Consider the following 20772-nt stretch of genomic DNA (forward strand, 5'->3'; position numbering starts at 1 on the left):
CGCCGGAGGCGACGAGGTCGAGCATCCCCGCGTAGTCGGCCGCCGCCATCCCGTGGCTTCCGAGCACGTCGAGCTCCCAGCCGATCACCCGGTCGAGCGGGAGCACCGGGCCGCCGCCGGGCAGCAGGCCGATCTGCACATGCCGGCCGCGGCGGCGCAGGGAGTGCAGTGCGGCGGCGGCCGTCGCGGGCGAGCCGACCGCGTCCACCGACACGTGGGCACCGCCGCCTGTCAGCTCGGCGACGGCCTCCGGGGTCTCGTCGCCGGCCTCCAGCGTGTGCTCGGCCCCGAACGCGCGAGCCAGCTCCAGGGCGGCGGGAGCCCGGTCCACGGCGAGGGGACGCGCACCGAGGGCGGCGGCGATCATCACGGCGCTGAGCCCCACCCCGCCGGCACCGTAGACGACGATCCACTCGCCGGGCCGGAGGGCGGCCCGGGCGGTGACCGCGCGGTAGGCGGTGGCGAACCGGCAACCGAGACTGGCGGCGGCCGCGTCCTCGATGGCGTCCGGCAGGGCGACCAGGTTGAGGTCGGCGGCGCGCACCGCCACCAGCTCCGCGTGGGAGCCCCAGTGGGTGAAGCCCGGCTGGGTCTGGTCGGGGCACACCTGCGCCTGCCCGCTCCGGCACCACGCGCACTGCCCGCAGCCGTTGACGAACGGCGCCGTCACCCGGTCGCCGGGCCTCCAGCGCTCGACACCCGCGCCGACCGCCTCCACCACGCCGGCGAACTCGTGGCCGGGCACGTGCGGCAGGGCGACGGTGTCGTCGTGCCCGGCCCAGGCGTGCCAGTCGCTGCGGCACAGCCCCGACGCGGCCACCCGCACGACCGCGCCGCCCGCGGGTGCGACGGGATCGGCGACCTCGGCGACCCGCACGGGTGCGGCGAACGTGTCGTACAGCAGGGCTCTCATGGCGATGGCACTCCGGGGTGGAACGGGCGGTGACGGACGGGCGGTGACGGACGGGGCTGGAACAGGCGGGACGGACGGGGCGAGGACGGGGCGACGATCAGCGCCGGACGGCGCGACAGGCGAGATGGACGGCGAGACGCGTCTCCGGGTCGCCGAGGTCGAGCCCCAGCAGCTCCTGCGCGCGGGAGACCCGGGTCGAGACCGTGTTGCGGTGCAGGCCGAGGGCGTCGGCCGTGGCCGCGATGCCCGACTCGTGGTCGAGGTAGGCGGTCAGTGTCTCCAGCAGCTCCGGACCGCGCGCGATCAACGGTGCGAGCAGGGACTCGGCCGCCGGGACGAAGGTGTCGCTCTCGGTCCAGGACAGCAGCAGCTGCTCCAGGCCGAGCGCGTCGATCCGGACGAAGTACCCCGTCGCGGACCGGTCGGCGGCGATGCGGGCGGCGTCGGCGGCGCCGTCGATGGTGGCGACCAGCCCGGGCGACCCGCTCTCGAGCGTGCCGACGCCGGTCGCCACGTTGAACGCCCGGCGGGCGGCCGTGTGCAGCGCGTGCAATGCGCGCACGTTCTCCTCCACCCGGCTCGGCGCGGGCGGGGTGGTGAAGCTGAGCCAGCCGGTCACCCCGCGCCCGCTGGTCGCGGCGTGCGAGTCCACGGGCATCCCGGTCAGCTCGCGGGTCACGAAGCGCAGCAGCTGCAGCGTGTCGACCCGCGTGCGGCCGATCAGCCGGAAGCCGAGGTGGTAGCCGGTGGTGCGCCAGCCGCGCTCCAGCATCCGCTGCTCCAGCTCGGCGTCGCGGCTGTCGCGGAACTCCAGGAAGTCGCGCAGCAGCCCCGAGGCGACGGCGGCGTCGTTCACATCGGCGACCTCGTCGATGAGGATGCGGGAGGCCACGGCCGGCATCGCCACCTCCGCGGCGACCGCGAGCGCGCTGAGCTGCTGCTGGCCGAGACCGCGCCCGAACACGGCCAGGCGCAGACCTTCGCGGCTGGGGCTGTCGACGCGCACGGAGGCGGCGGCGCCCTCCGGCAGCGAGACCGTGTCGGCCCAGGGGCCGAAGTCGACGGCGGCGTGCACCGCGGCGGGGAGCGACTCGCCGGCCTCCAGCAGCACCCCCTCGCTGTCGATGAGGGCGACGCCGTGGCCGACGCTCGCCGAGAGGTGGCGCAGCAGGTCGGCCAGGTTGTCGGCGTGGTACTCGATGGACTGCGCGACCCGGCGCACGTAGCCCAGGGTGAGGGCGTCGCGCCCCTCGAGCAGCTCCCAGCCGGCGCGCGCCAGGGTCATCGGCTCCGCCGTGTCGAGCAACGCCAGGCCGAGCCGTTCGGCGAGCGCACGGGTGCCGGCTCCGAAGGCCTCCGCCTCCGGCAGTACCAGTCCGCGGTAGCCGCGGTCGCGCACCCGGCGCACGAGGGCGTCCTGCTGCCACGGTGTCGCCGGAGGCGCGACGGTCAGCACGGCCAGCGCCCCGCCGCCGTCGGCGGGCAGTCCGGCTTCGGACGAGGCGACCACGAGCTCGCGCCACACGACGGCGGGGTCGGCTCCGGCGATCGGCCGGAGGCCGCCGTTCGCGGGGTGGGCGAACAGCGCGGCGAGGTCCAGCTGCTCGTTCATGCCGCCGGTTCCAGCCCGGCGAGCCCGAATCCGGCAGGCGTCACGTGGCGCAGCCGGTCGGGGGAGGCGGTCCACCAGGTCGGGGCGGGGAGGGCGATGACGGTGACGTGTCGGGCGAGCGTCACGCCGTCGACCTGCAGCACGTCGCGGGAGATGGAGTCGAGGGCGACGATGATCTCGGGCGAGGCGGAGGTGGTCTCGCCGTCGCGCACGACGGCGAGCAGTTCGGAACGGGCCACCAGCCGCAGCAGCGCGCCGTCGTCCCCGTCGAGCTGGATCGCGCTGACGTACGGGTCGTCGACCGAGGGCACGATCGCACTCACCCGTCCGGAGCCGAGCAGCCGCCCGCCCACCGCCTCGGCGAGTCGCGCCGCCGGGAGGGAGCGGTCGGTGCCCGCCTCGCCCAGGGCCATCGCCCGGGCGTAGGAGCCGAGGACGGCGTGCTCGGTCAGGTCGCCCACGGTGAACCCGGCGACGAGGACGGCGCCGCCGCCGCCGGCCTGCACGATCGCGGCACGCACCTGGCTCTCCACGTCCGCCGGGCGCTGCGTGTCGATCACGACGACGCCGCCTCCCGTGTCGCAGACCGCGACGACGCCGGGCAGCGCGTCGACCAGCAGCGACACCTGATCGAGGCGGGGGAGGGCGCGTCCCATCAGGTCGGCATCGACCAGGGGCAGACGGTCGGCGAGCAGGAGGGGGGTGAGCCCGTTCATCCCGGCGCCTTCGAGCGCGCAGACCGCGGCGGCCCGGACGCCGGTCCAGCGCTCGGCGGCGGCCACCAGCGGGCCGAAGACGTCGGCGCCCGGCAGACGCTCGGCGAGCAGGTAGGTCGATCCGGCGAACGCGACGGCGACGCAGGGGGTCGACGGGTCGAACTCGTCGGGAGCGCGCAGGGTGAGCGGCCAGGCGGGTGCGTCCTGCACCATCAGCTCCAACATCGTCGAGGCGCCGCCGCCGCCGGAGCCGAGCAGGGAGAACCCTCGGGCGAGCGCGGGCAGGCGCTCCGGTCCGAGGGTTCTCATGCCCTCCAGGGTAGGCGGTGCGGACGCCCGGCGGTGCGGGCGTCCGCGGACGGCGGCGCGGCTCAGACGAGTGCCGAGGTCTCGACCGGCACGAACTCCTCGGTCAGTCCGAACGCCGCGGGGCCGAAGGCCGCCAGCGCCTCGGGGGTGCGCATCATCTCCGGCGTGGAGATGCCCAGCACGCGCACGCGCTGGCCGTAGCGCAGACCCTCGGTGGTGATCGGCTCGCCCGACTCGATGTCGGTCACGCAGATCAGGTCAGGCACGATCGCGACGAGCTCGCCGTCGCGCAGGGCGATGAGGTTCTCGTTCTGGAAGCGGATCTCGAGGGTCTCGCTCGCCGCGGCGTCCAGTGACGAGATGGTCGCGCGGCCCTTGGCGAAGCCCTCGGTCGTGCGGCGCTCGACGTCCGTGACCTTGCCGGTGAACAGCTCGCGCACCTCCGAGTAGAGGGTGGTGGAGAGCGTCTGCGCGATCGCCTCGAACGGCGAGCGATGCTGCTCGCGCGCCTCCCGGATCGCCCGGCCCAGGGCCAGCGCCATCGAGAGGGTGCGGGGAACGGCGGTCCGCTTCACGTCGGCGCCGCTCATCGCGTACTCGGCGATGTGGCCGACCCCGCCGAGCCGGATGGTCACGCCGCGGGCGAGCCATTCCATCTGCCGGTCGTCGTCCCCGGTGTCGATCACGACCGTCTCGCCGCGCTCGCCCGCGAGGGCCAGCGGGGAGCCGTGCACGCCGTAGACGGCGAAGGTCTCCATCGAGAGCTCGGGGAAGGCGCGGCCCATGCCGTCGGCGTCCACCACCGGCAGGCCGGTCTCGGCCGCGACGATCAGGGGGATCATCGAGTTGATGCCGCCGCACTCGATCGGCATGGTGGCGTCCGCGGTGCGGCCGATATGCCCCTCCAGCGTGCGCAGGGCGAGCGTCGGCTCGGTGCCGGCGGGGATCTTCTCGATCATCACCGTGGGCGCGCCCATCTGCGCGGTCGGGATGACGAAGAGGTCGTCCGCCAGCTCGTCGGGGTCGAGGATCGTGATGCCGCGCTCGCCCTCGGGCTTCTCGTTCAGGACCCGCGCCACGAGCATCTGCCCGATGTAGGGGTCCCCACCGCCTCCGGTGCCCAGCAGGGTGGCGCCGCGCGCCAGGTCGGGGAGGTCGGTGGCCGTCAGCGTCCAGCTCATGCGGCCGCCTCCTCGAGCGTGTGCTCGGCGCTGCCGTCGAAGCGGTGCGAGGGGAGGTCGTAGCCGAAGTAGCCGGGGCCGACCATCGCGAGCGCGTCGGCGCCGTGCCAGCGCGGGTCGCTGGGGGCGGCGATCACCCGCACCCGCTGGCCGTAGCGCAGGCCCTCGGTGGTGATCGGCTCGCCGCTCTCGGCGTCGAGCACGATGATCAGGTCCGGCGTGGTCACGAAGACCTCGTCACCGGCCTGGGCGATCAGGTGCTCGTTCTGGAACGACAGGGTCAGCTCCGCGTCCGCTGCGGCTCCCGTGGCGGCGCCGTCGATGCGGGCACGGCCGCGGGCGAACCCGGCCGTGGTCCCGCGCTCGACGTCCACGACCTTGCCGCCGAAGAACTCACGCCCGCCGAGCAGGGCGACCGTGGCGGCGACCGGGTCGGTCTTGGCCGCGCGGGCCTCGGCGATGCCGGCGCCGATCGCGACGCAATGGCGCAGCGAGCCGGGGACGAGCGCCTCCCGGGCGACCGTCCCCGACATCGGAAAGCCGGAGATCATGATGGAGCAGCCCATCTCGACGCACGCGACGCGGGCGATCCGCTCGGTCCAGTGGTTGTCGACGGTCTGCAGCACTCCGACGTTGCCCTTCTCGTCCGCGAAGGCGAGCGGGGACGCGGTCACGCCGTAGAGGGTGGGGAGCACCATCTGCAGTTCGGGGAACGCCCGCCCCATGCCGTCCGCGTCGATCAGCGGCAGCCCGAGAGCGGCAGCGGCGGCGACGGGGATGGTGGAGTTCACGCCGCCGACCTCGGCGCACGCGACATGGGTGACCGGGCGGCCGAGGGAGGTGCCGAGGGCGACGACGGGCGCGATGACCTCGTCGAGGCTGGGCAGCTTCTCGACCATGACGGTCGGGGCTCCCATCATGGCGACGGTCAGCACGAGCGCGTCGTCCGGCACCTCGTCGAGCCCGACGACCGTGACCGGTCCGTGCTCGGCGAGCGCCTGCTTCGCGAGCAGGGAGCCGATGTACGGGTCTCCGCCGCCGCCGGTGCCGAGCACCGCGGCGCCGCGGGAGAGGTCGCCGATCGCGTCGGCGGTCAGCGTCCAGCTCATACCCGGACCTCCATCGCCAGGTCGCCGACGGCCTTCACGCGGATGCGCGTGGCGTTGCCGGGCAGGTAGGGGATGGGGACCTCGTCGAAGTCGACGATCGCGACCGACGAGGGGGAGGCGCCGGCCGCGATCGCCTTGTCCACCGCCTCCGCCCGAACGGCGGCGATGGCCTCGTCGCGGCGGCCGGGCTCGACGGCGTACACCTTGTCGATCTCGCCCCCGACCTGTGCGATGGAGGCGCCGATCGCGTTCGCGACGGCGTAGTTCTCCGGCCGGTGCACCGCGCCGAAGATCGGCAGCTCGTCCGGCAGGAGGATGGAGCCGCCGCCGACGGCGACGACGGGGATGGGGTCCGGCGACGTGCGCATCCGGTCGACCGCCTCGGCCACGCGCTCGGCGATGCGGGCGAGCACGCGCCGCACGAAGGCGGGGTCGAGGTGCGCGACCTTCGACGGGTCACCGACCTGCGCGCGCCCCGCCGCCACGGCGATGTCGGTCGCGGTCAGCGTCGAGCCGCCGAAGACCAGCGCCTCGGTGGTGAGCCGGTAGCCGACGGACTCCGGGCCCACCTCGGCGGTCTCGGTGTCGACGATGGAGCCGCCGCCGATGCCGATCGAGAGCACGTCCGGCATCCGGAAGTTGGTGCGCACACCGGCGACCTTGACCTCGTTGGCCGTCTCGCGCGGGAAGCCGTTGACGAGCAGGCCGATGTCGGCCGTGGTCCCGCCGATGTCGACGACAGCGCAGGTCTCGAGACCGCTGGTGAGGGCGGCCCCGCGCATCGAGTTCGTCGGTCCGGAGGCGAAGGTGGCGACCGGGTAGAGGCGCACGTAGTCCTCGTCCATCAGCGTGCCGTCGTTCTGGCTGAGGAAGATCGGTGCGTCGATGCCCTGCGCGCGCACGGCCGAGGTCAGCCCGTCGACGATCTCGCTCGCCAGCTCGCGCAGCGCCGCGTTGATGATCGTGGCGTTCTCGCGCTCCAGCAGCCCGATCCGGCCGATCTCGTGCGAGAGCGAGATGGCGACGTCGTCGCCGAGCTCATCGGCCAGGATGGCGGCGGCGCGCGTCTCGACGTCGTGGTTGACGGGCGAGAACACGCTGGAGATCGCGACCGAGCGCACCCCGTGCGCGGCCATGTCGGCGGCGATGCCCTTCAGCTCCGCCACGTCGAGCGGCGAGATGGGGCGGCCGTCGAACTCGTAGCCTCCGTGCGCCAGATAGCTGCGCGCGCCGATCGCCTCCAGCAGCGACTCCGGCCAGTCGACCAGAGGCGGGAGCGCCTTGGTCGCCGGCAGTCCGAGCCGCAGCGCGGCCGTCGGGGCGAGGCGCTTGGCCTGCACGAGCGCATTGATGAAGTGCGTCGTGCCGATCATCACCGCGTGGATCTCGGAGCCGTCGAACGACCGCGCCGCCCGCAGCGCCTCGATGGCGCTGACGATGCCGGCGGTCACATCCGGGCTGGTCGAGTTCTTGACGCCGGCGAGGGTGGTCCGGCCGTCCATGAGCACTGCGTCGGTGTTCGTTCCGCCGACGTCGATGCCGATATGCATGGTGTTTCGCTTTCTGCCGCGGTGACGGCGGGTGGGGCTGGTGGGACGGGGCGGCGCGCGGCCGCCGGTTCAGTTGGAGGCGATCGCCTCCGAGCCGGGCGTGCTGCCCGCGGCGGCGTCCTCGGACGCGGTTCCGTCGGCCGGCTCGTCCTGGATGGTCCGGGCGCGGCCGACGCCGCGCACCCAGCCGAGCTTGCCGGCGACCGTGTAGAGGATGATCGAGAGGAAGAGCGACCAGAGGGCGGGGATGCCCCAGGTCACGAAGTAGCCGACCAGCGACGACACCAGCCAGACGATGAGCGTCGCCGGGACGATGCGCGGCGCGAACTCGGGCAGCCGACCGGACGCGCGCGTCGCATCCAGGTCGCCGCGCCAGCGTCGCACGAAGAAGTACTCGGCCACGATGATGCCCGCGATCGGCGGGAAGGCGACGCCGAGGATGACGAGGAAGCCGGTGAACTGGGAGAGGATGCCGGCGGCCGCGAGCACCGAGCCGACGATGCCGAGCACGATGGTGGTGGTCACGCGGTTGAGGTTCTTGGCGAACGCGGTGGAGATGAAGTTCACCAGGCCGAGCGTCGAGGAGTACAGGTTCCAGTCGTTGATCTTCAGGGTGCCGGTGATGACGATGATGAGGCCGACGAAGCCGATCGAGGAGGTGACGATCGCGACGATGTCGCCGGTGGCTGCGGCGTGGGCGAGCAGCACGCCCGCCAGGCCGATCACGAACTCGCCGAGCGAGACGCCGACGACGGTCTGCTTGACGACGTCGGCCTTGCTGCGGTTGAACCGCGTCATGTCCGCCGTGATGATCGCACCGACGATCAGGCCGCCCGCGACGATGCCCGTGCCCGCCCAGACCGACATCGTCGGGCCGGGCGCCGGGGAGGTCAGCAGGTCGCCGATCGAGTGCTTGCTGAGCTCGCTGATGACCGACCAGCCGACCAGGATGAGGAACAGCGGGACGGTGATGTTGGCCAGCCACTGCATCCCGACGAAGCCGTAGGCCACGATCGCGGTGACGGCCAGGCCGAACAGCAGGCTCCAGACCCAGATCGGCATGACGCCGGGCATGAGCGCGTCGAGCGACTGCGCCGAGATCGCCGACTGGATGCCGAACCAGCCGATCAGGCTGATGCCGATCGCGAGCCCGACCAGAGCGGCGCCGATCTCGCCGAAGCCGGTCCAGCGCGCGAGGAGAGCCGTGTTGAGACCCTCCTTCTGCCCGATGATGCCGACGATGCACATGATCACCTCGAGGATGATCGAGCCGAGGAGCAGCGCGAGGGCGGCCTCGCCGAACGTCATGCTGTAGCCCAGGGTGGCCCCGAGCAGGAACTGCGAGAGCGCCGAGACCTGACCGAACCGCTGGACCGCGATCCCGAACCACGGTTTGCGCGCGTCGGGGGTCACACGGGAGAGGGCGAAGTCGTCGGCAGGGGCTGTGCGTGCCATGAGGGGAGTCCTTCTGACGGGGACGGGTGTGGGGGTTCCGAACACCGTAGAACGGCCGCGGACGACGCGGAATGTGCGAACTGCACGAAGTTGAGAGAGTTCTGTGCGGTGTGCACAGTACGGCCTTCAGTGTCATATGGAGGTCGACGTCGAGTGCAGCGCGTCGTACAATTGTCCGTACGAAGGAAGGTGCCATGACCGCAACCGAACGTCTCGAGTTCCGCGTCTCGCGCGACCATCTCGACCGTATCGCGCTCGCTGCGCAGCTGTCCGGGGAGAAGGTCGGCGCGTTCGCGCGCGAAGCGGCCGAAGAGCGGGCGGACCGTGTCCTGCGGGCGCATGAGGCGACCACGACGGTCCCGATCGGCTTCTTCGACGACCTCTGGGAGGCGCTGGATGAGCCGGCTAACCCCAACACCGCGCTGGCAGCTGCGGGCGATCGCCTGCGCGGTATCGGGCTTGGCTGACGCCCTTCGATCGGAACGGTTCGATGAGGTCCTCCACGACGTCTCCGGGTTCTTGTGCGGAGAGGGTCGATTGGACCTCTGGCTCCGTCGACATGCCGCAGACGCGGCGCGTCGTCAGACGTCCGCGACGTGGGTGTGGGTCCTGGACGGCGAGGTCGTCGGCTACTACTCACTCTCCGCGCACAAGGTGGTCCGCGAGGACGTACCGGGTCAGGTGGGCAGAGGAGGTCCGCGCGAGATCCCGGCCGTGCTCATCGGCAAGCTCGCGTTGACACGATCCGCGCGCGGTCAGGGCCTCGGTGAGCTCCTCCTGGCGGATGCCTTGACGCGCGTCCTCGCGGCGACACATCATGTGGCCGCGCGACTCGTCGTGGTCGATGCGCTCTCCGAGCCCGTCGCGCTGTTCTACGAACGGATGGGGTTCGTCCGCGTTCCGGGGAGTCTGCTGCTGGTGCAGCGGGTCCGCGACATCCGAGCCGCACTCGAGCCAGGCGCGGGGTAGAAGGCGCGCGACGCAGGAGGCGTCGTGAAGCAGGGACGGCGGACACACCGTGAGCCGGTCGCTCACCCGGCTTCCAGCAGCCGCACGACCGGCCGGTCGGCCTCCGCCCAGTCGAGCCCGGCGAGCTCGTCGCGGGCCACCCAGCGCAGCCGGTCGTGGTCGGTGCTGCGCTCCGGTGCCGGGCCGGTGAGCGTCGCCGCGTAGCAGGCCAGATCGATCGCGCGCGTGCCGATCACGGTGACCGTGCGGTCGAGCAGGCGACCCACGCGGACGGGGACGCCCAGCTCCTCGCGGATCTCGCGTTCCAGCGCCGCCTCCGGCGTCTCGCCCCGCTCCACCTTGCCGCCGGGGAACTCCCAGCGCCCGGCGGCGTCCCGGCCCTGCGCGCGGCGGCAGGCGAGCACGAGGGGGCCGTCGGCGATCACGGCCGCCACGACGACCAGCGGGGTGGGCGGCGGGGAGGCGGGAGGCATGGGTCCATCCTGCCCGGATCCGCGGATGGCGGGCACTAGCATCCAGGTATGTCGACTCCCGTCGTCGCGCGGCGTGCGCCCATCGTGATCGGATTCGTGCTGAGCCTGCTCGTGCAGCTGGTGATGATCGTCGTGGGCGTGTGGCTGGTGGTGCTGTCGGAGGACGACGACACGACCCTGCTGCTGCTCGGGCTCTGGTGCGTGATCGGGACGCTGTACGAGCTCGTCGTGCTGATCGTGCTGGGGCGGGCCGCGCGCCGGCCCGTGGTCGACGGGGACCGGCCCTCCCGGTTCGAGGTCGGGCGGGTGGCCCGGCTGGTGTCGATGACCGCCACCATCCTCGCCAGCCTCATCGGCTTCACCGCCGCCGTGCAGGTGCTCGGTCTGCACAACGACCCCGAGGTCGGGTCGATCACCGACATCGTCGGCGTGTGGTCGATGCTGCTGGCCTGGGGGTTCCTGCACTGGGGGTTCTCGCAGATCTACTACCAGCGTCACTACTCCAGCGACGTGCCGCTGCTGCGCTTCCCGGCGACGGAGCATCCCCGGTTCGTCGACTTCGTCTACTTCGCGTACACGCTCGGCACCAGCTTCGCCGCCTCCGACGTGGAGGTGCTGAGCACCCGCCTGCGCTGGACCGTGCTCTGGCATTCGGTGCTCAGCTATTTCTTCAACGGCCTGATCATCGTGCTCGCCCTCAACACGATCATGTCGTTCAACCGGTGAGCGGCCGGGCAGCCTGGATGACCCCTCCGGCTGGCAGGATGGGGGCGTGAGCGCATCCATCCCCACCGTCCTGCTCGTGATCGACCTACAGAAGGGGGTGCTGCCCGGGTGCTGGGACGCCGATGGCGTGGTCGCCCGGGCCGCGGACCTCGTCGATCGCGCCCGCGCCGCCGGCACCCCGGTGGTCTGGGTGCAGCACGAGGCGGACGATCTGCCCGCGGGGAGCGACGAGTGGGCGTTCGCCGACGGCCTCCTCCCCGCGGACGGCGAGCCCGTCGTGCACAAGCACTACCGGGACGCCTTCGCCGACACCGACCTCGACGAGGTGCTCGAGGGCCTCGACGCCTCCCGGCTGGTGGTCACCGGCGCCCAGAGCGACTACTGCATCCGCACCACCACGCAGAGCGCGGCCGTCCGCGGCTACGACGTCACCCTCGTCGAGGACGGGCACACGACCACCGACGCGCAGTGGGACGGCGTCGAGATCACCGGACGGCAGATAGTGGCCCACACGAATCGCTACTTCTCCGGCCTCCGCTATCCCGACCAGCTGTTCGCGGTGGAGCGCGCGGACGAGGTCGTGTTCGGGTAGGCCGTGCGGGGGATGCGGGGGATGCGGGGTCGGGGGACGATGAGGGCGGGACGACGGGTGCGCGCGCTGATCGGAGCGGGTCTCGTCGCGGGGACGATCGCGGCGGCGCTCACGGGGTGCGCGCCCGCGCGGGAGCGTCCCCAGGTCTGGTCGCCGTGGGGACCTCCCGGATTCCGCCAGCCCGGCGCGCCCCTGCCCTTCATGCCGTCTCCGCCGCCCGAGCCTCCGGAGCAGGCGGAAGGCGACGGGGCGCCGCTCGACGGCGGGTCGGAGCCGCCCACCGGGTTCGGAGAGCCGGACCTCCGGCTGACGCAGACGTTCACGCTCAGCGACGGGACGGTCGCCACCTGCCTGCTGGAACTGGCGGTGGCACCAGACGGCGGGCTCGCCGCGGGCGACGAGCCGGTCCTCCGGGCCCGGGAGACGCTGAGCACGACGGACTGGCTGACCGTCATCGCAGCGCCGTCGGCACTGCCGACCTTCGCACCCGGCGAGGCGGGGACCGGCGAATCCGAGGCCGGTCAGCGGGCCCAGGAGGCCCTCGGCCGCATCGCCACAGAGCTGTTCGCCCGGGTGGCCACGGGCGGCTACTCCCTGATGGGGCAGACCTCCTGCGGCTGAACTCCGGAGATCTCGTCCGACACGCCGGTGAAACGGCGCAACTCCGGAGATCGCGTCCGTGTGGGGCGGGATCTCCGGAGTTGCGGGGTGACAGTCGCGGGCGGAGCGGCAGCGGGGAGGCAGCGGCGAAGAGGACGCCGCGGGCTAGACCTGCGCGCCCAGCTTGAAGCCCTTCTCCTCGTCGCCCGCACGGGTGTACGAGAAGCCGTCGGCGCCGATGGTGACCTCCATCTCGGAGTCGTCGGTGCGGGCGGTGAGGGGCTGAGGGTTGCCGTCGAGGTCGAGCACGAGGGAGGCCTCGGTGTACCAGGACGGGACGACCGGGTTGCCCCACCAGTCGCGGCGCTGGTTGTCGTGCACGTCCCAGGTGACGACGGGGTTGTCCGGGTCGCCGGTGTAGTAGTCCTGCGTGTAGATCTCGACCCGGTGGCCGTCGGGGTCGCGCAGGTAGAGGTAGAACGCGTTCGAGACGCCGTGGCGGCCGGGGCCGCGCTCGATGCGGTCGGAGAGGCGCAGCGCGCCGAGCTTGTCGCAGATGGCGATGATGTTGTGCTTCTCGTGCGTGGCGAACGCGACATGGTGCATGCGCGGGCCGTCGCCGCCGGTCATGGCGGTGTCATGCACGGTGGGCTTGCGGCGCATCCACGCGGCGTAGGTCGTGCCCTCCTCGTCCTGGATGTCCTCGGTCACGCGGAAGCCGAGGTCCTCCATGTAGGCGACGGCGCGGGGGACGTCCGGGGTGACCTGGTTGAAGTGGTCGAGGCGGACGAGCGCGCCCGGCGTGTAGAGGTCGTAGCGCCAGGCGAGGCGCTCGACGTGCTCGACGTCGTAGAAGAACTCGTACGGGAAGCCGAGCGGGTCCTCCACGCGCACGCTGTCGCCGATGCCCTTCGTGAAGCCCTCGGACCGGCGCTCGATGCGGCAGCCGAGCTCGGAGTAGAACGCGACGGCGCGATCCAGGTCCTCGGGGGTGCGCACGCGGTACGAGAATGCGGCGACCGCGGCGACCGGACCCTTGCGGAGCACGAGGTTGTGGTGGATGAACTCCTCGAAGCTGCGCAGGTAGACGGCGTTCTCGTCCTCCTCGGTCACGACCAGGTCGAGCACGTCGACATAGAAGTCGCGGCTGGCCTGCAGGTCGGTGACGACCAGCTCCATGTAGGCGCAGCGCAGGATGTCCGGCGGAGCGGCCTGCGGGGTGGGGATGCGGTTCGCGGGAGCGGGGATGGGGCTGCTCATGGTGTTTCTTTCTCTTCGTCGAGTCGAGTGGCTGCGTGCGGTGTCAGTGGGCGCCGAAACGCGGGGTGTGGACCTCGCCGAGCGTGATGTGCACGGCCTGCTGGTCGGTGTAGAAGTCGATGGAGCGGTAGCCGCCTTCGTGGCCGAGGCCGGAGGCCTTCACGCCGCCGAACGGGGTGCGCAGGTCGCGGACGTTGTGGGAGTTGAGCCACACCATCCCGGCCTCCACGTTCTGCGAGAAGGTGTGCGCCCGCTCCAGGTCGTTGGTCCAGATGTAGGCGGCGAGGCCGTACCGGACGCCGTTCGCGAGCTCCAGCGCCTCTGCATCGGAGTCGAACGGGGTGATCGCGACGACCGGGCCGAAGATCTCCTCCTGGAAGATCCGCGCGTCGGGCTTCACGTCGGCGAACACGGTCGGGGCGACGTAGTTGCCGTGGTCGAGGCCCTCGGGACGCCCGCCGCCGGCGAGGAGCCGGCCCTCCTGCTTGCCGAGCTCCACGTAGCTCATCACCTTGTCGTAGTGCTCGGGGTGCACGAGTGCGCCGACCTCGGTCTTCGGGTCGTGCGGGTCGCCGACGACGATGTTCTTCGCGCGGGCGGCGTAGCGCTCGCAGAACTCCTCGTACACGGCCCGCTCGACGAGGATGCGGGACCCGGCGGTGCAGCGCTCGCCATTAAGCGAGAAGACGCCGAACAGGGTGGAGTCGATGGCGGCGTCCAGGTCCGCGTCGGCGAACACGACGGCGGGGGACTTGCCGCCCAGCTCCATCGAGAGGCCCTTGAGGAACGGCGCAGCGTTGCCGAAGATCAGCTGGCCGGTGCGGCTCTCGCCGGTGAAGGAGATCAGCGGCACGTCGGGGTGCTTGACGAGAGCGTCCCCGGCCTCCTCGCCGAGGCCGTTGACCAGGTTGAAGACGCCGTCGGGGAGGCCCGCCTCGCGGAAGATCTCCGCCCACAGGCTCGCCGACAGCGGGGTGAACTCGGCCGGCTTCAGCACGACGGTGTTGCCGGTCGCGAGCGCGGGAGCGAGCTTCCAGCTCTCCAGCATGAACGGCGTGTTCCAGGGCGTGATGAGCCCGGCGACGCCGATCGGCTTGCGGTTGACGTAGTTGAGCTGGCTGCCGGGCACCTTGTACGCGTCGTCGCGCTGGGCCACGATCAGGTCCGCGAAGAAGCGGAAGTTCTCGGCGGCGCGGCGGGCCTGGCCGAGCGCCTGCGTGATCGGGAGGCCGGTGTCGAAGGTCTCCAGCTCGGCGAGCCGGGCGTCCTGCGCCTCCACGGCGTCCGCGATGCGGTTGAGCACCCGGGCGCGCTCGCGCGGCTTCATGCGCGGCCACGGCCCGTCGACGAAGGCGCGGCGGGCGGCGGCCACGGCGAGGTCGATGTCCTCCTTCTGGCCGGCGGCGGCGGTGACGTAGGTCTCGTTCGACACCGGGTCGAGCACGTCGAAGGTCGCGCCCGAGACGCTGTCGACGAACCGTCCGTCGATGAAGTGCTGGATCTTCCCGGGAAGGTTCTCGGGGACGTAGTGCTGCGCCATGCGCGTGCTCTCCTTCAGGGTGGGTGTGGTCAGTGGGTGTGCTTGTGCTCGCTCTGGTACGCCTGGAAGGCGTCCAGCGTGGCCAGCCGGTGGCGGCGTGCGGCGAGCTCGATCTCCAGCGGCTCGGCGCCGCTCTCGATCAGGGTCAGGATGCGCTCGTGCTCGTCGACGGACTCGCGGGCGCGGCCGGGCACGAAGCTGAAGGTGGAGTCGCGCAGCACCGTGAGCCGGTTCCAGCCGCGGTGCACGAGGTCGAGGATGTGCGGGTTGGGGCACTCCTCGAACAGCACGGAGTGGAACTGCTGGTTGAGCTGGGTGAAACGGTGCGGCACGAAGCGGTCGAGGCTCGCGATCATCTCGGCATTGACCTCCCGCGCCCGCCGGACGTGGTCGGAGGTCAGCAGTGGAGCGGAGAGCTGGGTCGCCGCCCCTTCGACGAGGGCGAGCGTCTGCATGGTGAACGCGTACTCGGTGTCCTGCAGCAGCGCGACCTGGGCACCGATGTTCTTCTCGAACGTGACGAGGCCCTCCGCCTCCAGCCGCCGGATCGCCTCGCGCACCGGCACGACGCTGATCTCGAGCTCGCCCGCGATCTGCCCGAGCACGAGCCGGTAACCGGAGACGTACCGGCCGTCGTCGATCCGCTCGCGGAGGAACTCGTACGCCAGCTGCGATTTGCTGGGCGCCGCCGCGGCCGGCTTCAGTGCTGCGTCCGCCATGCGCGATACCTCTCCTTCCACTCCGCGTTCATCGGGAACAGTCCGTCGACCGGGTGCCCGGCCGCCACCTGCTCGGCGATGTACTCCTCCTCGCGCTCCTGCTCCACCGCGTCGGCCACGACCTCGGCGACCAGGGCGGGAGGGATGACGATCAGGCCGTCCGCGTCGCCGACGATCACGTCGCCGGGCTGCACCGAGGCGCCACCGCACGCGACCGTGACGTCGGCCTCCCACGGAACGTGCTTGCGGCCCAGCACGGCGGGGTGGGGTCCGCCGTGGTAGGTCGGGATGTCGAGCGCGGCGACGATCGCGAGGTCGCGCACGCCGCCGTCGGTCACGATGCCGGCGGCGCCGTTGACCTGGGCGCGCAGGGCGAGCACGTCGCCGACGGTGCCGCTGCCGCGCTCGCCGCGGGCCTCGATGACGAGCACCTCGCCGTCGCCGACCGCGTCGAACGCGCGCTTCTGGGCGTTGTAGCCGCCGCCGTGCGACGCGAAGAGGTCCTCGCGGTTCGGGATGTAGCGGAGCGTCTTCGCGGTGCCGATCAGGCGGGCGTCCGGCCGGGTCGAGGCCAGCCCGTCGATCGAGACGTTGTTCAGGCCGCGCTTGCGCAACTGGGAGCTGAGCGTGGCGGTCGCAACGCTCGCGAGTGCGGCGCGCAGCTCGTCGGTGAGCGCGAACGGGGGAGCGGGAGGCGTTCCCCAGGCCTCGGCGCGCTGGTGGTCGTCGACGCTGGGCTTCGTGCCGACGTCGCCGAACGGGATGCGCCCCTCGGTGATCCGCGTGACGAGGCGGCCGCTGGTCGGGGCGCCCGGAGCGCTCGGCGCATCCACCTCCACCTCGACGGTGTCGCCCGGCTGCGTGACCGACGAACCGGCCGGGGTGCCGGTGAGGATGACGTCGCCCGGTTCCAGCGTCATCAGCTGGGAGAGGTCGGCGATCAGCCGGCCGAACGGGAAGAGCAGGTCGTCGGTCGCGCCCTCCTGCACCAGCTCGCCGTTGAGCCAGGTGCGCACGCGCAGTGCGGCCGGGTCGACGGAAGAGGCGGGGATGATGTCCGGTCCGAGCGGGGTGAAGCCGTCGCCGCCCTTGGACCGGACGTTCGACCCCTTGTCGGCCGCGCGAAGGTCGTAGAGGCCGAAGTCGTTCGCGGCCGTGACACCGGAGACCGCGGCCCAGCCGTCCTCGGGGGAGACCCGGCGGACGGCGCTGCCGATGATCAGGGCGATCTCGCCCTCGAAGGCGAGCAGCTCGGTGCCGGCCGGGCGCTCGAGCGCGCCGCCGGTCGCCGCGACGGAGGAGGCCGGCTTGAAGAAGTACGAGGGCTGGGCCGGGGTGCGCCCGCGTTGGGCGGCGCGCGATCGGTAGTTCAGGTGCACCGCGATGATCTTGCCGGGGCGGGCGAGCTGGCTCACGGGGTGGTTCTCCTCGTCGTCGGGGATGGTGGTGCCGGTGGGCGCCGCAGGTAGTGCGGCTCCGACCGTATTCGAGATTGTATACGATCTGCGGAGGTCGTTCAAGGATGCCGTTCACGGATGCCGGGGGCAACGGAGGAACTGTGGCGGTGCGATGGGGCGGTTGGCGGGGTGCGGAGGAGGTTTCGGGACATGTGGCCGCGATCTCCTCCGCTGCCGACGTCAGTAGCTCGCGGGAGCCGCGCCGTCGCCGTCGCGTGGGACGAACCGTTCGGCGAGTCCCTCCGAGGCCCGGGCCAGCAGCGTGACGTCGGAGCCGACCAGCAGGTAGGCGGCGCCGGCCTCGGCGTATCGGTCGGCCGTGGCGGGGTCGAACGCGTTCACGCCGACCGGCGTGCCGGCCGCGCGTCCCGCCGCGATGACGGACTCGACGGCGGCGACCACATCCAGGTGGTTCTGCTGTCCGAGCAGTCCCATCGAGGCGGCGAGGTCGGCGGGGCCGACGAGCAGGGCGTCCACGCCCTCCACCGCCGCGATGTCGCGCGCCACGGCCACGGCGGCGGCGGTCTCGATCTGGACCGTCAACGACACCAGATCGTTCGCGCGCGCGAGATAGTCCGGGATGCGGCTCCAGCGCGACGACCGGGCGAGGGCGCTGCCGACACCGCGGACGCCGTGCGGCGGATAGCGCACGGCGCTGACCATCGCGGCCGCCTCCTCCGCGCTGTCGACCATCGGCACGAGGATGTTCTGGGCGCCCAGGTCGAGCAGTTGCTTGAGCACGACGGGGTCGCCGATCGGCGCGCGCACCACGGGGGTGACCGGGTAGGCGGCGACGGCCTGGAGGAGGGCGAGCACGGACTCGAGTCCGACCGGGGAGTGCTCGCCGTCGATCACGACCAGGTCGGTGCCGCTGCCGGCGACGATCTCCGCGACCAGGGGGCTGCCGGAGCACACCCACTGCCCGTACTGGACGCGGTCGGTGGAGCCCAGGCGATCCCGGAAGGTGGGTGCGGGGTTCAGACGAATCGGCATGTGACGGCTCCCAGGGTTCCGTAGTCGGCGTGGACGGTGTCGCCGCGCTCCACCCACATCGGGCGGGTGAAGGAGCCGGCGAGCACGATGTCCCCGGACTCCAGTCGTGATCCGTGCTGGGCGAGCTTGTTCGCCAGCCAGACCACGCCGTTGGCGGGGTGGTCGAGCACGGCGGCGGCGACGCCGGACTCCTCGATGGTCTCGTTGCGGTAGAGCAGGGCGCCGACCCAGCGCAGGTCGACCGCGTCGACGGCGACGGGACGGCCTCCGACGACCATGCCGCCCATCGCCGCGTTGTCCGAGATCGTGTCGACGATCGTCCGGCCCTGCATCTCGATCCGCGACGAGAGGATCTCGAGCGCAGGGACCACGTATTTCGTGGCGTCGAGCACGTCGTAGAGCGTGACGTGCGGTCCTTCCAGCGGCCGGGCGAGCACGAACGCGAGCTCGACCTCGATGCGCACGTTGGAGTACTGGTCGAAGGGGATGACGGAGCCGCTCTCGTGCACCATGTCGGCGAAGATCGCGCCGTAGTCGGGCTCGGTGATGCCGGTCGCCTGCTGCATCACCTTGGAGGTGAGCCCGATCTTGCGGCCGACCAGTCTGCGGCCCGCGGACAGTCCGCGCTCGACCCAGACCTTCTGCACCGCGTAGGAGTCCTCGACCGTCATCCCGGGGTACCGGGCGGTGAGCAGGGGGATGGTCGTGCGGTCGCGTTCGGCGGTCGCGAGCTCGTCGGCGATGGCCTGGATCGTGGGGGTGTCGAGCACCGCGGGCGCTCCCTTCGACGTCGGAGGAGGACCGTTCGGACCCCGTCTGGATCGTATATCATCCGGGTCGCCACCGTCAGGGGCCGTGCGCGCCGCGGCAACGCCGGTGCGTGGATTTCCTGTTGGACCCCGGTCGTGTCAGGCTTCTCCCGTTGTTTTTCTCCGCTAGTTGCCTTTCTTGTCAACAACTGTAGAATTACCGCCACGACACAGCGGAGTGTCAGCCGTACCCCGGTCGACGACCGTCTCCACTGTGCTGTTTCGAGTTCCACACCCACCTTGCGAACCGAGAGAAGACAAGATGAAGAAGGCATTGATCGCGGTGGCCCTGGCCGCCGCGACCGCCCTGGCGCTCAGCGCCTGCGGCTCCGGGGGAAGCGACACGAAATCCACCACAGGTGCGGCCGGGGGGCCGCTCAACATCGGCAACTTCGCCGACGTCACCAGCTGGGACCCCTCCCTGGCCGACATCGGGTTCGACGGTCCGTACCTCTCGGCCGTCTACGACCCGCTGGTCGCCGTCGACGGCGACGGCAAGCCCGTTCCGGCCCTCGCCACAGCATGGAAGGTCTCGGACGACTACAAGACGGTCACCTTCACCCTCCGCAGCGGCGTGAAGTTCTCCGACGGGGAGGCGTTCGACGCGGACGCCGCCGTGAAGAGCCTGGACTACCTGAAGCAGGGCGCGCGCAGCGGCGAGGCCTACGCGAGCGTCGAGAAGTTCGAGGCGGTCGACCCCACCACGGTCCGCTTCGACCTGAAGGAGCGCGACGACACCCTGCTGTACTTCATGGGGATCGGCCGCAGCTACATGATGGCGCCCAAGGCGATCGCCGCCGGCACCCTCGCGAAGGAGCCCGTCGGCTCCGGCCCGTACACGCTCGCCTCGACCAGCGTGGCCGGCTCCGAGTACCACTTCACCAAGGTGAAGAACCACTGGGACGCGAAGCAGTTCCCGTTCGACCCGCTCGCGATCTATCCGATCCAGGATGCGACCGCACGGGACAACGCGATGCTCTCCGGCCAGATCAACCTCAACTACGCGGACGACACCGCCCTCAAGCAGGCCGGCGAGAACAGCTGGAACGTGGCCGCGAAGGTCTCGGGCTGGGTCGGCCTGCAGTTCACCGACCGGGCGGGGGAGAAGTTCAAGCCGCTCGGTGACGTGAAGGTCCGCCAGGCGCTCAACTACGCCTTCGACGGCGCGAGCATCCTGAAGTCCGTCGGCAACGGCGCTGGCAAGGTCTCCAACCAGGTCTTCCCGGCCGGCCTGCCCGGCAACGTCGCCGCCCTGAACGACATGTACAAGACCAGCATCAGCAAGGCCAAGTCGCTGCTGGCGGAGGCCGGCTACCCGAACGGCTTCGAGCTGCACATGCCGATGTCCCAGGTCTTCCAGGTCTGGCAGCCCGTGGCCGACCAGGTCTTCAAGGAGCTCGGCATCACGGTCACCTGGGACGACATGCAGTACATGGACTACCAGAAGAACGCCCCGACCTACCCGATGTTCGTCGCCTTCCTCTCGATGGACGCCAACCCGGTGGCCACCGTCCAGCGGATGATCAACCTGCCGCAGTGGTACAACCCGACCCCGGAGGTCGACCAGTTCCCCGACGTGCAGGCGGCCGTGCAGAAGGTGCTCGTCGCCGACCCGAGCGATCAGGAGGCCCAGATCGAGGCCCTCAACACGCTCGTCACCGAGAAGGCGTGGTTCTCCGTCTGGTACCAGGCGAACAACAGCTACGTCAGCACCGCGAGCATCCAGGTCACCCCGGTGGTCGGGATGATGTTCCCCACCCTGCGGCAGATCGCCGTCAAGGGGTGATCC

At 71.5% G+C, this 20772-nt stretch carries 20 protein-coding genes; 6 read left to right on the forward strand and 14 right to left on the reverse strand.

From position 1 onward, the window contains the following. From U870_RS0108355 to U870_RS0108385, 7 genes are all read right to left on the reverse strand, one after another. A partial coding sequence (locus U870_RS0108355) for a zinc-binding dehydrogenase (protein WP_025156945.1) occupies positions 1-913 on the reverse strand: 913 nt, incomplete at its 3' end. 97 nt (positions 914-1010) lie between these two features. Further along, positions 1011-2525: a PucR family transcriptional regulator gene (locus U870_RS0108360; RefSeq protein WP_025156946.1), complete on the reverse strand. Its 1515-nt coding sequence runs from the start codon at positions 2523-2525 to the stop codon at positions 1011-1013. Further along, complete coding sequence (locus U870_RS0108365) at positions 2522-3550, reverse strand: DUF917 family protein (RefSeq protein ID WP_025156947.1); 1029 nt, start codon at positions 3548-3550, stop codon at positions 2522-2524. Before U870_RS0108365 ends, U870_RS0108360 begins: the two co-directional genes overlap by 4 nt. A gap of 62 nt (positions 3551-3612) precedes the next feature. Continuing rightward, entirely contained in the window at positions 3613-4731 is a 1119-nt protein-coding gene (locus U870_RS0108370; protein WP_025156948.1) for a DUF917 domain-containing protein, read from the reverse strand. After that, positions 4728-5840, reverse strand: coding sequence for a DUF917 domain-containing protein (locus tag U870_RS0108375; protein WP_025156949.1), 1113 nt, complete (start codon positions 5838-5840; stop codon positions 4728-4730). The genes U870_RS0108370 and U870_RS0108375 overlap by 4 nt, the downstream gene beginning before the upstream one ends. Beyond that, a complete protein-coding gene (locus U870_RS0108380) occupies positions 5837-7390 on the reverse strand; it encodes a hydantoinase/oxoprolinase N-terminal domain-containing protein (protein WP_025156950.1) in 1554 nt (517 codons plus the stop codon). The genes U870_RS0108375 and U870_RS0108380 overlap by 4 nt, the downstream gene beginning before the upstream one ends. A 69-nt stretch (positions 7391-7459) precedes the next feature. Further along, entirely contained in the window at positions 7460-8845 is a 1386-nt protein-coding gene (locus U870_RS0108385) for a purine-cytosine permease family protein (protein ID WP_025156951.1), read from the reverse strand. Positions 8846-9039: 194 nt separating this feature from the next. Between U870_RS0108385 and U870_RS0108390 the strand changes: the two genes are divergently transcribed. Both U870_RS0108390 and U870_RS0108395 read left to right on the forward strand, forming a co-directional pair. After that, positions 9040-9312: a DUF1778 domain-containing protein gene (locus U870_RS0108390; protein ID WP_025156952.1), complete on the forward strand. Its 273-nt coding sequence runs from the start codon at positions 9040-9042 to the stop codon at positions 9310-9312. A 70-nt stretch (positions 9313-9382) separates the two neighbouring features. Then, positions 9383-9814, forward strand: coding sequence for a GNAT family N-acetyltransferase (locus U870_RS0108395; protein WP_052357652.1), 432 nt, complete (start codon positions 9383-9385; stop codon positions 9812-9814). Between the two features lie 62 nt (positions 9815-9876). Here U870_RS0108395 and U870_RS0108400 read toward each other — a convergent pair whose 3' ends face one another. Next, complete coding sequence (locus U870_RS0108400; protein WP_025156954.1) at positions 9877-10287, reverse strand: (deoxy)nucleoside triphosphate pyrophosphohydrolase; 411 nt, start codon at positions 10285-10287, stop codon at positions 9877-9879. A 48-nt stretch (positions 10288-10335) separates the two neighbouring features. On the opposite strand from U870_RS0108400, the gene U870_RS0108405 reads away from it, so the two are divergent. Genes U870_RS0108405 through U870_RS0108415 form a run of 3 tightly spaced genes read left to right on the forward strand, consistent with a single transcriptional unit; the run spans position 10336 to position 12226 of the window. After that, complete coding sequence (locus U870_RS0108405) at positions 10336-11013, forward strand: DUF1345 domain-containing protein (RefSeq protein WP_025156955.1); 678 nt, start codon at positions 10336-10338, stop codon at positions 11011-11013. Positions 11014-11059: 46 nt separating this feature from the next. Beyond that, a complete protein-coding gene (locus tag U870_RS0108410) occupies positions 11060-11605 on the forward strand; it encodes a cysteine hydrolase family protein (protein WP_025156956.1) in 546 nt (181 codons plus the stop codon). Between the two features lie 39 nt (positions 11606-11644). Further along, complete coding sequence (locus U870_RS0108415; protein ID WP_162819115.1) at positions 11645-12226, forward strand: hypothetical protein; 582 nt, start codon at positions 11645-11647, stop codon at positions 12224-12226. A gap of 144 nt (positions 12227-12370) precedes the next feature. On the opposite strand, the gene hpaD is transcribed toward U870_RS0108415, so the two are convergent. The 6 genes from hpaD to hpaH all read right to left on the reverse strand — a co-directional run bounded on the left by hpaD (position 12371) and on the right by hpaH (position 18944). After that, positions 12371-13465, reverse strand: a complete 1095-nt coding sequence (hpaD, locus tag U870_RS0108420; protein ID WP_025156958.1) for a 3,4-dihydroxyphenylacetate 2,3-dioxygenase — start codon at positions 13463-13465, stop codon at positions 12371-12373. Positions 13466-13508: 43 nt separating this feature from the next. Beyond that, positions 13509-15005 carry a 5-carboxymethyl-2-hydroxymuconate semialdehyde dehydrogenase gene (gene hpaE, locus U870_RS0108425; protein ID WP_025156959.1) on the reverse strand — a complete coding sequence of 499 codons (1497 nt, stop codon included), beginning with the start codon at positions 15003-15005 and terminating at the stop codon, positions 13509-13511. A gap of 29 nt (positions 15006-15034) precedes the next feature. Continuing rightward, positions 15035-15724, reverse strand: a complete 690-nt coding sequence (locus U870_RS0108430; protein WP_025156960.1) for a GntR family transcriptional regulator — start codon at positions 15722-15724, stop codon at positions 15035-15037. After that, the gene (locus U870_RS0108435; RefSeq protein ID WP_025156961.1) at positions 15706-17139 is read right to left on the reverse strand and encodes a fumarylacetoacetate hydrolase family protein; all 1434 of its coding nucleotides are present in this window, start codon (positions 17137-17139) and stop codon (positions 15706-15708) included. The genes U870_RS0108430 and U870_RS0108435 overlap by 19 nt, the downstream gene beginning before the upstream one ends. 222 nt (positions 17140-17361) lie before the next feature. Beyond that, positions 17362-18174, reverse strand: coding sequence for an HpcH/HpaI aldolase family protein (locus tag U870_RS0108440; RefSeq protein WP_025156962.1), 813 nt, complete (start codon positions 18172-18174; stop codon positions 17362-17364). Next, the gene (gene hpaH, locus U870_RS0108445; protein WP_025156963.1) at positions 18159-18944 is read right to left on the reverse strand and encodes a 2-oxo-hept-4-ene-1,7-dioate hydratase; all 786 of its coding nucleotides are present in this window, start codon (positions 18942-18944) and stop codon (positions 18159-18161) included. Before hpaH ends, U870_RS0108440 begins: the two co-directional genes overlap by 16 nt. A 301-nt stretch (positions 18945-19245) precedes the next feature. Between hpaH and U870_RS0108450 the strand changes: the two genes are divergently transcribed. After that, positions 19246-20769: an ABC transporter substrate-binding protein gene (locus U870_RS0108450; protein ID WP_025156964.1), complete on the forward strand. Its 1524-nt coding sequence runs from the start codon at positions 19246-19248 to the stop codon at positions 20767-20769. The last annotated feature ends 3 nt before the right edge of the window (positions 20770-20772 follow it).

Source organism: Leifsonia aquatica H1aii (assembly GCF_000633535.1).
In the GTDB taxonomy this organism is placed as follows: Bacteria; Actinomycetota; Actinomycetes; order Actinomycetales; family Microbacteriaceae; genus Leifsonia; species Leifsonia aquatica_A.